Consider the following 14,872-nt stretch of genomic DNA (forward strand, 5'->3'; position numbering starts at 1 on the left):
ACGACGGTGACCTCGTGCCCGGCGGCGGCCAGGGCGACCGACAGGGCGTGCACGTGCCGGCCGAGCCCGCCGACCAGCACCGGCGGGTACTCCCAGGAGAGCATCAGCACCCGCAGTCGCCGGGCGGGGTGGATGTCGATCACGTCGGCGTCAGGTGACATTCGGGCGGCCCCCTTTGAGTTGTCCCCGGGCGCACCGCCGGGTACCGGAGACCGGTGCCCGGTGCGGTCGCGAGCGGATCGGAACCCATCCTGCTGGCGGCCGGCTATCCGGCGGAGACGCCGCCGTTGCGGTCGTGTAAAGCGCTACCGGCCGTTTCTGCGGGCGCGTAGCAGCTCGGCGACCGACCACGCCTGGAACGGGCACCCGGTGGCGGCGTGCGGCGCGAGGCCGTCGGCCGTCTCACTCACCGATCCTAGGCCATATTCGGTCAGATGGGCCTCGATGCCGACGAAAAGGTCATCGACCGACATCTTGGCCCGTCGGGCGGCGTCGGCGTACGGGCCGAGCAGCCACGGCCAGACGGTGCCCTGGTGGTAGGCGCCGTCCCGCTCGGCCGGACCGCCCCGGTGCCGCCCGACGAACTCGGGTGAGTCGGGGGAGAGGCTGCGCGGGCCCAGCGGGGTGAGCAGCCCGGCGGCGACCCGGCGCACGGTGGCCTCGTCGGGCTCCAGCGGGGCGTACGGCAGCGACCAGGCCAGCAGCTGGTTGGGGCGCAGCAGGTCGTCGTCGTGGTGCGCGGCCCCGCCCAGCGGGTACGCGGGCGCGGGTGCGTCCACCACGTCGTGCAGCCAGCCCGACGGGGCCGGGAACCGGTCCCGGAACGCGGCGCCGGCGCGCTCGTGCAGCCGCCACAGCGCGCCCGCGTCCCGCCCCGCCAGCTCGGTCAGCTCGGCCAGGCCGGCCAGCCCGTTGACCCAGAGCGCGTTGACCTCCACCGGCTTGCCCGTGCGCGGGGTGACCGGCACCCCGTACACGCGGGCGTCCATCCAGGTCAGTGCCGTGCCCGGGGTGCCGCCCTGGGTGAGCAGCCCGTCGGCCGGGTCGACGGCGATGCCGAAGCGGGTGCCGGCCAGGTGCGCGTCGACGACGCCGTGCAGCGCGGGCAGCAGCTCGTCGCCGAGATCGGTGTCGCCGGTGACCGTGACGTGCCGGCTGACCGCGTGCAGGAACCACAGCGTCGCGTCGACGGTGTTGTACTCCACCCGCCCGGTGTCGGCGGTGTTCGCGAGCATCCCCTCCGACAGCGTCGCCGCGTACGCCCGCAGCAGCTCCCGGCCCTCGCCGGCCCGGTTGGTACAGAGGAACAGCCCCTCGTAGGAGATCATCGTGTCCCGGGACCAGGCGCCGAACCACGGGTAGCCGGCCACCACGTCCGGCCCGGTGGCCGTGTCGACCACGAACGCGTCGGCGGCCAGCGTCAGCGTCGCCTCGACCGCGTCGGCCGGCTTCGCCGCGGCCACCACCCGCCGGTTGCGCTCCCGCGCCGCCGCGACCACCTCGGTCGCCGGGGGCGGCTCCTCGACCAGCTCGTCGGCCCACGCGAGCACCGACACCGTGTCGCCCGGGCGCTCCAGCGCGCCCGAGAACCGGCCCGCGTACCAGAGGTCCTCGTCGGGGTTCAGGCCCCGCGCCGCCTCCTCCCGGTGGTGCGCGCCGAGCCACCACTGGCCCTCCGGGGTCCAGTCCGGCCCGGCGATGCGGAACGCGCCCTCGACCACCGCGCCGCCCGGCACGGACTCCGCCCGGGGGGCCGGGCCGTCGGCGCGGCGCTCGCCGTGCGCGTCCCGCCAGGTGCACACCGCCGCCAGGTCGAGGCGCACCGGCCCACCGGAGACCAGCCGGTGCACCACGGCGACGCAGGGGCGCCCGTGCGTCATCGCCAGCTCCCGCTCGATCACCACGTCGCCGATCCGCCACCGCCACCGGGGCAGGCCGTCGGTCAGGTCGAAGCGTTCCAGCAGCTCGAAGCCGCGCGGATCGACATCGCCGGAGGCCCACTCGTGCGCGCCCAGGCGCACCCGGGCGCCGGAGGGGAACAGCACGGCCGGGTCCAGGCCGACCAGTCCCACCCGGCGGGACGCCGGCGTCTCGCCGGCCACCACGAGCAGGCCGTGGTACCGGCGGGTGCGCAACCCGCTCACCGTGCCGGTGGCGTAGCCGCCGAGACCGTCGGTGACCAGCCACTCCCGGGCGGCGCCGCCGGTCAGGTCGCCGCAGACCTGCGAACCGAAGCGAATGTCGATCAACTTTCCTCCACCGGCGGCGGGGTGCAACACGCCACGACGAGAATGGCTCCTGTGGTGAAGTCCCCCGGCGACGTCGAAGATGTGCGAGTGATCACCGACGTGCCGCCCCCCGACGACCACGCGCCCGACCCCGAACGGCTCCGGCTGGCTCAGGCCGACGCCGGGGAACAGGACTGGCGCGCATGGGGTCCCTATCTGTCCGAGCGGGCGTGGGGGACGGTACGGGAGGACTACAGCGAGCACGGTACGGCCTGGGACTACTTCCCGCACGACCACGCGCGGTCCAGAGCCTACCGGTGGAGCGAGGACGGCATGGGGGGCGTCTGCGACGACCGGCAGACGTTCTGCTTCGCCCTCGCCCTGTGGAACGGAAAGGACCCGATCCTCAAGGAGCGGATGTTCGGCCTCGGCGGCGACGGCGGCAACCACGGCGAGGACGCCAAGGACTACTGGTGGTACGAGGACTCCACCCCCACCCACTCGTGGATGCGCTGGCGCTACCACTACCCGCAGGCCGCCTTCCCGTACGACGAGCTGGTCGCGGTGAACGCGCTGCGCGGGCGCGACGACACCGAGTACGAGCTGGTGGACACCGGCATCTTCGACGACGACCGGTACTGGGCGGTGACCGTCGACTACGCCAAGGCGACGCCGACGGACATGTGCGTCGTCGTCACCGTCGCCAACCGGGGCGACCGGGCGGCCACCCTGCACGTGCTGCCGACGCTCTGGTTCCGCAACACCTGGGCGTGGGGGCTGCCCGGCGGTGACCGGGTGCCCCGGCTGGTCGGCGAGGGATCGCGGCTCGTCGGCGAGCACCGGGTGCTGGGCCAGCTGCTGCTGGAGGGCGACGGGGAGCCCACGCCGCTGCTCTGCGACAACGACACCAACGCCGAGCGGCTCTGGGGCCTGCCCGGCCGCTCTCCCTACCCGAAGGACGGCATCAACGACCACGTGGTCGACGGGGCCCCGACGGTCAACCCGGCCCGGGAGGGCACCAAGGGCGCGCTGCACTACGTGCTGGACGTGCCGGCGGGGGCGCAGCGGCGGATCCGGCTGCGGCTGACCCGTACCGCCCCGCCGCCCGGCGGCACCCCGCCGCCCCCGGCGGACCTGGGCGACGGCTTCGACGCCGTGGTGTGGGCCCGCCGGGCGGAGGCGAACCGGTTCTTCGCCGGGGTGGTCCCGGCCGCCGCGACCTCGGACGAGGCACTCGTCGCCCGGCAGGCGATCGCCGGACTCATGTGGGGCAAGCAGTTCTACCACTTCGACGTCAAGCGCTGGCTGGAGGGCGATCCCGGCTCGTCGCCGCCGCCGTCCGGTCGCCGGCACGGGCGCAACAGCGCCTGGTGGCACATGACGAGCTTCGACGTGATCTCCATGCCGGACCCGTGGGAGTACCCCTGGTACGCGGCCTGGGACCTGGCCTTCCACTGCGTGAGCATCGCCCGGGTCGATCCGGGCTTCGCCAAGGAGCAACTGCTGCTCCTGCTGCGGGAGTGGTACCTGCACCCCAACGGCCAGATCCCGGCGTACGAGTGGGCGTTCGGGGACGTGAACCCGCCGGTGCACGCGTGGGCGGCGCTGAAGGTCTTCGAGATCGACGGGGGCCGTGACCACGAATTCCTGGCCCGGGTGATGCACAAGCTGCTGCTGAACTTCACCTGGTGGGTCAACCGCAAGGACACCGTCGGCAACAACGTCTTCGAGGGCGGCTTCCTCGGGCTGGACAACGTCGGCCCCTTCGACCGCTCGGCGGCCCTGCCGGTCGCCGGGGTGCTGGAGCAGTCCGACGGCACGGCCTGGATGGCCATGTACGCGCTGAACCTGCTCGACATCGCCGTCGTGCTGGCCGAACACGACCGCACCTGGGTCGACACCGCCACCAAGTTCTTCGAGCACTTCGCCTACATCGCCGCCGCCGCGTACGAGCAGGGCCTGTGGGACGCCGAGGACGCGTTCTTCTACGACGTGCTGCGCCTCGCCGACGGCACGAAGGTGCCCCTGAAGGTCCGCTCGGTCGTCGGCCTGCTGCCGTTGGCCGCGACGACCCGGCTCACCGCCCGTACCCTGCACCGGCTGCCCGAACTGCACGCCCGGCTGCGCTGGTTCCTCGCCAACCGCCCCGAGTACGCCGACGTCGTCGGCGCCCGGCGGCTCGGGCCCGACGGTCGCCAGCACCGGCTGCTGTCGATGGTCGGCCCGGAGCAGATCGTCCGCCTGCTCGCCCGGATGCTCGACACCGACGAGTTCCTCTCCGAGTACGGGCTGCGTACGCTGTCGCGCGCCCACCTCGACAAGCCGTTCTCGGTGACCCTCGGCGGCCAGGAGTTCAGCGTCGGCTACGAACCGGCCGAGTCGACCAGCGGCCTGTTCGGGGGCAACTCGAACTGGCGCGGCCCGATCTGGATGCCGACCAACTTCCTGCTGATCAGCGCGCTGCGCGACTACGCCGCCTTCTTCGGCGACGACCTCCAGGTGGAGTATCCGACGCGCTCCGGGGTGAAGCGGACCCTCGACGAGATCGCCGACGACCTCTCCGCGCGGCTGATCTCGCTGTTCACCCGCGACGGCTGGGGTCGGCGGCCGATCTACGGCGCCGCCCAGCTCTTCCAGACCCACCCGGACTGGCGGGACCTGATCTGCTTCCCCGAGTACTTCCACGGCGACAACGGCGCCGGGCTGGGCGCCTGGCACCAGACCGGTTGGACGGCCCTGGTCGCCGACCTGATCCTCACCCTGCGCCGCTGACCCGAGCAGCGTCAGAGTCGCCAATCCGTCGCGTGGGCGTCACCGCCGGTGACGCTCACTAGCATCGGCGGGGTGTCGTCAGCAGATGGAGCAGACGCCGGCCCGGCCGAGTGGGAGCGCGTCGTCCTCGCCGCCCGGGAGCTGGCCGAGGCCGAGGGGTGGGCGGCGGCCACCCACCGCCGGCTGGCCGAGCGGACCGGCGTCGACATCGAGGCCCTCTACCGCCGCTTCCCGGACCCGGCCGCGCTCATGTCCGCCGTGGCGGTGCGCGGCTTCGTCGACCTGGCCGCCGCGCTCGCCGCCGCCCGCGCCGCCCCCGCCGGCCACGGCGACTGGCCGGCGGTGGTGGCGGCCTACCTGGACTTCGCGTACGCCAATCCCGAGGTCTACGACGCGATGCTCGCCCACACCTCGGACCTGACCCTGGGCCGCGACCCGGGGCCGGGCGCGCCCGGCGCCGCCTTCGCCGAGCTGCGTGCCGGCGTGGCCCCGCTGGCCGCCGGCCGGGATCCCGACACGCTCGCCGAACTCGGCTGGGCGCTGCTGCACGGCACGGTCATGCTCACCCGGGGCGGGCGGCTGCGCCCCGACAAGCAGGAGCAGCGGGAGGACATGATCATGTCGGGGCTGCTCGCCGGCCCGGAGGCCCCGGTGCCCGCCAGGGACGAGCCGACCCCGCGAAAACCCGGCTGACCGGGCCGACGGGCCCGCAGTACCGTGGCCCCGGCCAGCACGGGGGAGGAGAGTCATGGGAAACGCCACGCGCCGCCGCGACGGGCAGGTGCTCGTCTTCGACGCCGACGACACGCTCTGGGAGAACAACATCCTGTTCGAGCGGGTGATCGACGACTTCCTGGAGTGGCTGGACCATCCGACCCTCGACCGGGCCGAGATCCGGGCCATCCTGGACGACATCGAGCGGGCCAACGCGGTCGCGCACGGCTACGGCAGCAAGGTGTTCCTGCGCAGCCTCGGGGAGTGCCTGGAGCGGCTGCGGCAGCGTCCCGCCACCGAGGCGGAACGCCGCCAGCTCGACGAGCTGGCGGCGGCCCTGGTGGCGCACCAGGTGGAGCTGATGCCCGGCGTGGCCGAGGCGCTGGACGCCCTGGCCGCCCGGCACCACCTGCTGCTGCTGACCAAGGGCGAACGCGAGGAGCAGCAGCGCAAGCTCGACGCCTGCGGCCTGCTGCACCACTTCCGGGCCGCGCACATCGTGCCGGAGAAGGACGTCGACACCTACCGCTGGCTGGTCCGGGAGCACGGCGTCGACCCCGCCGTCACCTGGATGATCGGCAACTCCCCGAAGTCCGACATCCGGCCCGCCCGCGCCGCCGGCCTCAACGCCGTGTTCATCCCCAACGACAACACCTGGGTGCTGGAGCACGACGAGCTGGATCCGGCCGACCCGGGGGTGCTGCGGCTGTCCGCGTTCCCCGAACTGCTGCGCCACTTCTGAGCCGGTCTTCGGGCCGCCGGCGGTGGGCGTACGGAGCGTCGGACGCAGTGGCCGCCTCGACGGGAAACAGCGCTGGCCGGTAGGGCCGTGTTACGTCGACATGCCGCTTTTTCGCCTTGACATCAATCACCCACGGGGGGCCCGACTCGTCCTTGTCCGGCCCCCTGCGGCACGCCTAGCCTGATTCGGCGCTCACGGCTCCTCGGGGTGAGTCGGGAGCGTGCCGAAGTCCGGTAGTTGGGCACCATGGAGCTGAGTGCAGGCGGCTGGCTCGTCGCGTTGAGCCCGGCGTGGGCGGCGTGCCACGCCCACGCGCTCAGCCGGCGCGCCCGCCACCACGCCGGACGGCTGGGGGCAGGACCGGGGAGTTGCGGCCCCGGTCCTGACACCCTCGGCGGTCGGCCATCGACTCGCCGCGCGGTGGCGGCGGAATGCTGCTGCCACCGAGCCGAAGGGCAACCTGACGCCGGGGGTCGAAGGCGCTTCGTCACCACCAACGGCTACGACGAGATCTGCCAGCTCACCAGCGTCGTCAACGCCGAGGGGCCACAGGATCACCTACGAGTACGACAACGTCGGCAACGTCCGCAAGGTGATCGACCCGGTCAGGAGGCCGACGAGGTCCGCGCCGAGCCGCGGGCGCGGACCGCGCGCCTGGAGGTGCACGGCGGACGCCGGCCGACGGGTGCCGGCTGATCATCGTCGCGGGCGGCTACGGTCGCGCATCGCGGAGGTTGGCAGGGCGGGACGTTCCGCTCCGGCCGGGATCCGACGGGGCGTCACCAGCGGCGCCGGCACGGACGGCCGGGCCTGTCACGGGGCGTCGACGACCTCGCGTCCGAGGGGCCAGATCGCGGCGGGGACGAGTTTGAAGTTGGCGATCCCGAACGGAATGCCGATGACCGTGAGGCACAGCGCGACGCCGGCCAGGACGTGGGACAGGGCCAGCCACCAGCCGGCGAGCACCACCCAGAGGGCGTTGGCCAGCCCGGAGGCGATTCCGGCGCCGGGCTTGGGCACGACGGTGCGCCCGAACGGCCACAGGGAGTAGACCGCGAGCCGGAGCGACGCGACGCCGAACGGAATCGTGACCACCAGGACGAAGCAGATCAGCGCGGCGATGCCGTAGCCGGCGGCGAGGACGATGCCGCCGCCGAAGACGAGCCACAGCACGTTGAGCACAAACCGGATCATGTTTCCGAGCATGACCGATCCGTGCCACCCGCTGTCGACCGGAACCTCCGGGCTGCGGCTTGCCGGCGACGGCCCCGGCCCGTCGGGAACGCTCTCTCAGGAGGTCTCGCCGCGCACGATCGCCACCGCCACCCGGCAGAACTCGTCCATGTCCGGGTTGAATCCGGCGGCGATGTCGGGGTGCAGCCCGGAGCGCGTCTCGTCGAGCAGCCGCTGGCAGACCTGCTCCACCGGCTCGCCGGCGTAGCTGGCGCTGACCCGTTCCGTGGCGGCCTGCAACGCCGAGGTCAGCTGGTTCTCCAGCGGGCCCCGCAGCTTCTGCTGCACGGGATCGAGCCCACGGGGGTCCAGCGTGACATGTGGCTCCGACATCGGCGCTCCCTTCGTCGGCGTCCGCGGTACCCCACCGCGGCCGTCGGTCAAACCACGTTCGGTACGGCGGCGACCCGAACCTGGTACGAGAAGTCCTCCGCCGGCTGCTCCGCGTACGACAGTCGCCGGATCTGCCGGTCGTCGTCGTAGAGTGCGACGTCCACCAGGACGCCGAGGTGCGCCAGGCCGATGCTGGCGACCCGCTTCTTGTCCTGGAGCACCGCGCACACCCCGCCCAGCAGGGTGCTGGCGTCGGAGGTGCGGTGCCCCGGCGGGCAGCGCAGCACGAGGTCCACCTCGATCGGCCCGGACAGCGGGGTCCAGCCGGTGCGCTGGGCCGCCGCACAGGCCGCCTGGAGCAGGGCGCGGACCCTCGTCGCCTGCCGGTGCCCGGCCGCGAAGATGGACAGCGCCTCGGTCTTCACCGGCGGCAGGCCGCTCACCTCGAACGTCAGGGCGAGAGCGCGGGTGTCCTGCACGACGGCACCTCCTCGTTGGGGACGATCCTGCCCAACCGGCCCGGCGGTGGAGGCAGGTTCGCGCGAGAACCCACCGATCGGGGGCGGGCCGGGCGGTCGGAGGCGTGTCGACGTCGACGGCGAACGCGCTGGCTGCGGAGCCAGGAAAACGCTAGCGGACCCACCCGACGCTGGACAGTTCCCGGCTCAACCCGTGGGACGCCCGCGTGGCGGCGGGTCAGTGGCGGGCGCGCTTGACCTCGTGGAAGGCGGGCATCCGGATCAGGGGCAGCAGCGAGTCCCAGATCGTCAGGGCGTCGTCGGTGCCGGGGACCTCGGTGAGGATCGGGCCGTGGATGCCCCGCTCGGCGCCCGGCACCATGAGCACCGGCGCGCCGATGTCCGGGCCGGCCGAGGCGTACGCCAGGGCGTGCGACTCGCGAACCGCCTCGTCCCAGCGGTCGTCGTCGAGAGCCGGCGCCGCGGCACCCAGGCCCGCCGCCTCGACGGCCGCGTCCACGATCGTCGCCGACAGCGGGTTGCCCGCGTCGTGGCTGCGGGCGCCGGTCTCGGCGTAGAAGCGCGCGACGTCGTCGTGGCGGCCCTCGGCGCGCAGCGCCTCGACCAACCGCAGCGCGCGGCTGGAGGCGGCGATCGCGTCGGCGCGCTCCGGCGGCACCTGCCCGGCGTTGAGGATGGCCAGGCTGAACGCCCGCCACTCGATGTGCAGGCCCCGGGCGTCGGCTACGGCGACCAGCCAGCGGGAGGTGCGCCAGGTCCAGGGGCAGGCGGGGTCCAGGAAGAAGGTGGCGTCCATCGGCCGAGCCTACGGGCGGCCGGGGCGAGCCGCAGGGCGGTGATCCGCGCCACGTCCGGCGGTGTCGGCGCCGTCGCGTCGACGCCAGGTTTCGCACCTCCGCAGGTCGGGCAGTGTTGGGCCACGTAACGTCCGGGCGGGCGCAAGCGCTGCTCAGAAGGCCCGAACGCTCGCCGTGCGCCGGGGCACGGAGCCTCACCCCGGCCTTTGGCCGACACGAGGGGAGGGGCGATGAGCGACCCTGACAAGGCCCGACGGCGCCGGCGGCGACGCGTGCGCGCGGTGGCCGCCGGGGCGGCGTTGACGCTGGTGGCGCCGATGGCGGCCGCCTGCGGATCCGGCGGGGACGGCGGCACGCCCACGATCAACCTGTACTACCCGCCGGAGCAGAACCTGCAGAAGGTCGTGGACGACTGCAACGCGCAGGCCCAGGGGCGCTACAAGATTGTCTACCGGGTGCTGCCCCGGCAGGCCGACGACCAGCGGGTGCAGATGGTCCGCCGGCTGGCCGCGCAGGACAGCGGCATGGACGTCCTCGGCCTCGACGTGACCTGGACCCAGGAGTTCGCCAGCGCCGACTGGATCAGGGAGTGGACCGGAAAGGACCGGGCCGAGGTCGAGCAGGGCACCCTCGCCGGCCCGCTGGAGACGGCGCGCTACGAGGACAAGCTCTACGGCGCGCCCAAGAACACCAACGTCCAACTGCTCTGGTACCGCAAGGACCTCGTGCCGCAGCCCCCCAAGACGTGGGATCAGATGATCTCCACCGCCCAGGAGCTGAAGCAGCAGGGCAAGCCGTACCAGGTGCTCACCATGGGCGCCCAGTACGAGGGCCTCGTCGTCCTCTACAACACCCTCGCCGAGAGCGCCGGAGGCAAGATCCTCAGCGAGGACGGCAAGCAGGCCGTCATGGACGAGGGCACCGTACGGGCGCTGGAACAGCTCCAGCGCTTCGCCACGTCGGGCGTGACGTCGCCGTCGTTCAGCAACGCCACCGAGGACCCCGTCCGGCTGGAGTTCCAGTCCGGCGACGGCGCGTTCCAGGTCAACTGGCCGTTCGTGTATCCGGCGATGCAGGAGGCCAACCCGGAGCTGGCGAAGCAGGTCGGCTGGGCGCGCGTCCCGGGCGTCGACGAGAACACCCCGAGCAAGGTCACCATCGGCGGGATCAACATGGCGGTCAGCGCCTACTCGAAGCACCCCGAGGAGTCCTTCGAGGCGGCCCGCTGCATCCGCAACGAGAAGAACCAGAAGTTCTCCGCCGTCAACGACGGCGTGCCGCCGACCATCGAGAAGGTCTACGACGACCCGGAGATGGCCGAGGCGTACCCGATGAAGGACACCATCCTCGAAGAGCTCAAGGAGCCGGCGGTCCGACCGCTCACCCCGGCGTACCAGAGCATCTCCACCGTCATGTCGGCGATCCTGTCGCCGCCGTCGGCGATCCGGCCCCAGCAGACCGCCGACGAGCTGCGTGACGCCATCGCCGACGCCCTCGAATCGAAGGGGGTCCTGCCGTGAGCGAGCGCACCCGCCGCCTCGACGCCGACGGCCGGGAGGTGGCGGCATGAGCGTCAACGCCACCCCGGCGGGCGCCGACGTGGCCGCCGACGAGACGGCCGCCCGGCCCGGCCGGGACGCCAAGGTGCCGGCCCAGCGTGCCGGTCGGGGCCGCAAGGCCCCGCTGAGCGAGAACAAGAAGGCCGAGCGCCGGCTGGGCTGGCTGCTCTGCGCGCCCGCCGCGCTGGTCATGGTGCTGGTGACGGCATACCCGATCATCTACTCGGTCTGGCTGTCGTTGCAGCGCTACGACCTGCGCTTCCCCGCCGAGCGCGAGTTCATCGGGCTGGAGAACTACGTCACCGTGCTGACCAACGAGTTCTGGTGGACGGCGTTCGGGGTCACCGCGCTGATCACGGTGGTCACCGTCGCCGTCGAGTTGGTGCTCGGTATGGGCCTGGCGCTGATCATGCACCGCACGCTGGTCGGCCGGGGCCTGGTACGCACCTCCGCGTTGATCCCGTACGGCATCGTCACGGTCGTCGCGGCCTTCTCCTGGCGGTACGCGTGGACGCCGGGCACGGGTTACCTGGCCAACCTGTTCAGCGACGGCGCGCCGCTGACCGAGCGGGCCAGCTCGCTGGCGATCATCATGCTCGCCGAGATCTGGAAGACCACGCCGTTCATGGCGCTGCTGCTCATGGCCGGCCTGGCCCTGGTACCGGAGGATCTGCTCAAGGCCGCCTCCACCGACGGCGCCACCTCCTGGCAGCGGTTCACGAAGGTGATGCTGCCGGTGATGAAGCCGGCGATCCTGGTCGCGTTGCTGTTCCGCACCCTGGACGCGTTCCGGGTGTTCGACAACATCTTCGTGCTGACCGCGGGCGGCAACGAGACCTCGTCGGTGTCGATGCTCGCCTACAACAACCTGATCCGGGGCCTGAACCTCGGCATCGGGTCGACGATGTCGGTGCTGATCTTCCTCACCGTGGCGATCATCGCCTTCGTCTTCGTGAAGCTGTTCGGTACCGCTGCCCCCGGCAGCGACGACGGGGAGAGGCGTTGAGATGGCTGACACCACCACCCGGGCCAAGCTGCGCTGGGGCCTGCTGGACGCCATCGTGGTCGTCTTCGCGCTGGTGCCGGTGCTCTGGATCATGTCGTTGTCGTTCAAGACCCCGGCGACCCTGACCGACGGGAAGTTCATCCCGCAGGAGTGGACGCTGGACAACTACCGGTCGATCTTCTCCACCGACCAGTTCGTCCGCGCCCTGGTCAACTCGATCGGCATCGCGCTGATCGCGACCGTGATCGCCGTGGTGCTCGGCGCCATGGCGGCGTACGCGATCTCCCGGCTGGACTTCCCCGGCAAGCGGCTGCTGGTCGGGGTGTCCCTGCTGATCGCGATGTTCCCGCAGGTGTCGCTGGTGTCGCCGCTGTTCGAGATCGAGCGGCAGCTCGGCCTCTTCGACACCTGGCCGGGCCTGATCCTGCCGTACATCACCTTCGCGCTGCCGCTGGCGATCTACACGCTGTCGGCGTTCTTCAAGCAGATCCCGTGGGACCTGGAGAAGGCGGCGAAGATGGACGGCGCGACGCAGGCCCAGGCGTTCCGGCGGGTCATCGCCCCGCTGGCCGCGCCGGGACTGTTCACCACGGCGATCCTGGTCTTCATCTTCTGCTGGAACGACTTCCTCTTCGCCATCACGCTGACGTCCACCGAGCGGGCCCGCACGGTGCCGGTGGCGCTGTCGTTCTTCACCGGTGAGTCGCAGTTCGAGGACCCCACCGGGGCGATCTGCGCAGCCGCCGTGGTGATCACCGTTCCGATCATCCTGTTCGTCCTCTTCTTCCAGCGCCGCATCGTCTCCGGCCTGACCTCCGGCGCAGTCAAGGGATAGGTGGTACTCATGGCTGACATCGTGCTCGACAAGGTGAGCAAGAAGTTCCCGGACGGAACCGTCGCGGTGGCCGACGTCGACCTGGAGATCGCCGACGGCGAGTTCGTCATCCTGGTCGGCCCGTCCGGCTGCGGGAAGTCCACCACCCTGAACATGATCGCGGGCCTGGAGGACATCAGCTCCGGCGAGCTGCGCATCGGCGGCGCGCGGGTCAACGACAAGGCCCCCCGGGACCGGGACATCGCGATGGTGTTCCAGTCCTACGCCCTCTACCCGAACATGACCGTCCGGGAGAACATGGCGTTCCCGCTGCGGCTGGCCAAGATGGACAAGGAGACGGTCACCCGGAAGGTGGAGGAGGCGGCGAAGGTCCTGGAGCTGACCGCGCTGCTGGACCGCAAGCCGGCCAACCTCTCCGGCGGCCAGCGCCAGCGGGTCGCGATGGGCCGCGCGATCGTCCGGCAGCCCAAGGCGTTCCTGATGGACGAGCCGCTGTCCAACCTGGACGCGAAGCTGCGGGTGCAGATGCGCACCGTCGTGTCGCGCCTGCAGAAGAAGCTGGGCACCACCACCGTCTACGTCACCCACGACCAGACCGAGGCGATGACGCTCGGCGACCGCGTGGTGATCATGCGGGGCGGCGCGGTGCAGCAGGTCGGCCCGCCGCAGGAGCTGTACGACCACCCGCGCAACCTCTTCGTCGCCGGCTTCATCGGCTCGCCGTCGATGAACTTCCTGCACGCCGCCGTCGAGGACGGCAAGCTGCGTACGGCGCTGGGCGACGTGCCGATCGGCGAGCGGATCCGGCGCGAGCTGGAGGGGGCCGACGCCCCGCGCGAGCTGATCCTCGGCATCCGGCCGGAGCACTTCGAGGACGCCGCGCTGGTCGACGACGACACCCGCCGCCGGGGCATGGAGTTCGAGGCGCCGGTGGACATCGTCGAGTCCATGGGCTCCGACAAGTACGTCTACTTCAGCGTCGAGGGGGAACGGGCCAGCGCCGCCGAACTGGAGGAGCTGGCGGCCGACGCGGGCGCCGACTTCAGCGGCGGCGGCGCCAACCTGGTGACCCGGCTGTCGGCGGAGTCCCCGGTCGAGGAGGGGCAGAACCGGCGGGTCTGGTGCAACCTGGAGAAGATCCACCTGTTCGACCCGTCCAACGGGCGCAACCTGACCCTGCACGAGGGCCGGGCGGCCGGCGCGCTCGGCGACTGACGTACGCCACCGCGCGGCACCGGCCGCCGACCCGACGTACGACGCGACGGGCGGGTGGGTCGCACCGACCCACCCGCCCGTTGCCGTGCCAGCGGTCAGCGGCGTCGCCGGCTGGGCTCCGGGATGTCCGCGTCCACCCGCTCCCGGCGGATCTGGTCGTCGACCGGCTGCTCCTCGACGACCTCCTCCTTGGCCAGGTGGACCCGCTCGACGGGCACCGTCTCCTTACCGACGACGGGTCGCTCGGCCCGCAGGGTCATCTCCTGCTCGGCCTCGCCGATGTCGGCCCGTACGCCACGCGCGTCACGGGCGGCGATGGGCTCCCGCTCCACGTACACCTCGTCGTGCTCGACCGGCACGGTGGTGTGCACGTCCTCGGTCACCACGTACTTGCGCAGCCGTGCCGTACCGGCGGGCTGGCTCTCCGTGCCGACCCGCATCCGCTCCTCGGAACGGATCAGGTCCCCGTCGGCCGACGGCGTGCGACCCCGACCGGCGGTCGGCGGTGCCTGCGGCGCCAGGCGGTAGTGCGCGTAGAGCTGCTCGATCTCCGCCGTGTCCAGCGGCTGTTCGGTGCCGGCGTCCACCGCCGGAGCGTTCTTCACGGTGGCCTTGTCGTAGTCGACCGCCAGCCCGCTGTCGGTGATCCGGGCCTTGTCCAGCGGAGCCATCGACTCCTTGTGGCCCATCAGACCGGTCTTCACACTGACCCAGGTCGGCTCACCGGAGGCGTCGGTCCAGATCTGACCCACACTTCCGATCTTCGACCCCGAGCGGTCCTTGACGTCCTGCCCGTACAGCGAGTTGGCCTGCTGTGCGTTGAGCTTCATGGTCGTCTACCTCCCTCTCGTGTCAGGGGCCGGATACCCGAGCGGCCGGCCCGGATTCGTCATCGGCCGGTCGGATAGGAGCAGCGCCACGGGCCGGCGGCGCCGGGAGCGACCGCCGAGGTCACCAGT

Annotated in this window: 14 protein-coding genes; 7 read left to right on the forward strand and 7 right to left on the reverse strand. The window is 72.1% G+C overall.

All coding sequences use genetic code 11. The features are described 5' to 3' along the window. Both AC5L34_RS14885 and AC5L34_RS14890 read right to left on the reverse strand, forming a co-directional pair. The coding region (locus tag AC5L34_RS14885) for a glycogen/starch synthase (RefSeq protein ID WP_494825758.1) at nt 1-161 on the reverse strand (161 nt) is incomplete at its 3' end. A 144-nt stretch (nt 162-305) separates the two neighbouring features. Continuing rightward, the gene (locus AC5L34_RS14890) at nt 306-2,249 is read right to left on the reverse strand and encodes an amylo-alpha-1,6-glucosidase (protein ID WP_494825380.1); all 1,944 of its coding nucleotides are present in this window, start codon (nt 2,247-2,249) and stop codon (nt 306-308) included. 42 nt (nt 2,250-2,291) lie between these two features. Between AC5L34_RS14890 and AC5L34_RS14895 the strand changes: the two genes are divergently transcribed. The 3 genes from AC5L34_RS14895 to AC5L34_RS14905 all read left to right on the forward strand — a co-directional run bounded on the left by AC5L34_RS14895 (nt 2,292) and on the right by AC5L34_RS14905 (nt 6,456). Continuing rightward, nucleotides 2,292-5,000 carry an MGH1-like glycoside hydrolase domain-containing protein gene (locus AC5L34_RS14895; RefSeq protein WP_494825382.1) on the forward strand — a complete coding sequence of 903 codons (2,709 nt, stop codon included), beginning with the start codon at nt 2,292-2,294 and terminating at the stop codon, nt 4,998-5,000. Nucleotides 5,001-5,072: 72 nt separating this feature from the next. Next, the gene (locus AC5L34_RS14900; protein WP_494825384.1) at nt 5,073-5,693 is read left to right on the forward strand and encodes a TetR/AcrR family transcriptional regulator; all 621 of its coding nucleotides are present in this window, start codon (nt 5,073-5,075) and stop codon (nt 5,691-5,693) included. 55 nt (nt 5,694-5,748) lie between these two features. Then, the gene (locus AC5L34_RS14905) at nt 5,749-6,456 is read left to right on the forward strand and encodes an HAD family hydrolase (protein WP_494825386.1); all 708 of its coding nucleotides are present in this window, start codon (nt 5,749-5,751) and stop codon (nt 6,454-6,456) included. An 813-nt stretch (nt 6,457-7,269) separates the two neighbouring features. Here the strand turns inward: AC5L34_RS14905 and AC5L34_RS14910 are convergent. The 4 genes from AC5L34_RS14910 to AC5L34_RS14925 form a co-directional block, all read right to left on the reverse strand. Beyond that, a complete protein-coding gene (locus tag AC5L34_RS14910; protein ID WP_441176002.1) occupies nt 7,270-7,650 on the reverse strand; it encodes a YccF domain-containing protein in 381 nt (126 codons plus the stop codon). A gap of 96 nt (nt 7,651-7,746) precedes the next feature. After that, nucleotides 7,747-8,022, reverse strand: coding sequence for a hypothetical protein (locus tag AC5L34_RS14915; protein WP_441176001.1), 276 nt, complete (start codon nt 8,020-8,022; stop codon nt 7,747-7,749). 47 nt (nt 8,023-8,069) lie between these two features. After that, a complete protein-coding gene (locus tag AC5L34_RS14920) occupies nt 8,070-8,501 on the reverse strand; it encodes a RusA family crossover junction endodeoxyribonuclease (protein ID WP_101411474.1) in 432 nt (143 codons plus the stop codon). A 217-nt stretch (nt 8,502-8,718) separates the two neighbouring features. Continuing rightward, a complete protein-coding gene (locus tag AC5L34_RS14925) occupies nt 8,719-9,297 on the reverse strand; it encodes a mycothiol-dependent nitroreductase Rv2466c family protein (protein ID WP_441175999.1) in 579 nt (192 codons plus the stop codon). Nucleotides 9,298-9,528: 231 nt separating this feature from the next. Here AC5L34_RS14925 and AC5L34_RS14930 point away from each other — a divergent pair, with 231 nt between their 5' ends. From AC5L34_RS14930 to AC5L34_RS14945, 4 genes are read left to right on the forward strand one after another with little or no spacing between them, the layout of a single operon-like run. Then, a complete protein-coding gene (locus AC5L34_RS14930) occupies nt 9,529-10,818 on the forward strand; it encodes an ABC transporter substrate-binding protein (RefSeq protein WP_441175998.1) in 1,290 nt (429 codons plus the stop codon). 46 nt (nt 10,819-10,864) lie between these two features. After that, complete coding sequence (locus AC5L34_RS14935) at nt 10,865-11,863, forward strand: carbohydrate ABC transporter permease (protein ID WP_441175997.1); 999 nt, start codon at nt 10,865-10,867, stop codon at nt 11,861-11,863. A gap of 1 nt (nt 11,864) precedes the next feature. Then, on the forward strand, nt 11,865-12,698 hold the full coding sequence (locus AC5L34_RS14940) for a carbohydrate ABC transporter permease (protein ID WP_088999481.1): 834 nt from the start codon (nt 11,865-11,867) through the stop codon (nt 12,696-12,698). Nucleotides 12,699-12,707: 9 nt separating this feature from the next. Continuing rightward, nucleotides 12,708-13,913 carry an ABC transporter ATP-binding protein gene (locus tag AC5L34_RS14945; RefSeq protein WP_441175996.1) on the forward strand — a complete coding sequence of 402 codons (1,206 nt, stop codon included), beginning with the start codon at nt 12,708-12,710 and terminating at the stop codon, nt 13,911-13,913. 95 nt (nt 13,914-14,008) lie between these two features. On the opposite strand, the gene AC5L34_RS14950 is transcribed toward AC5L34_RS14945, so the two are convergent. Beyond that, complete coding sequence (locus AC5L34_RS14950) at nt 14,009-14,743, reverse strand: YsnF/AvaK domain-containing protein (RefSeq protein WP_441175994.1); 735 nt, start codon at nt 14,741-14,743, stop codon at nt 14,009-14,011. Between the last annotated feature and the right edge of the window lie 129 nt (nt 14,744-14,872).

This window comes from Micromonospora sp. ZG13, assembly GCF_059359355.1.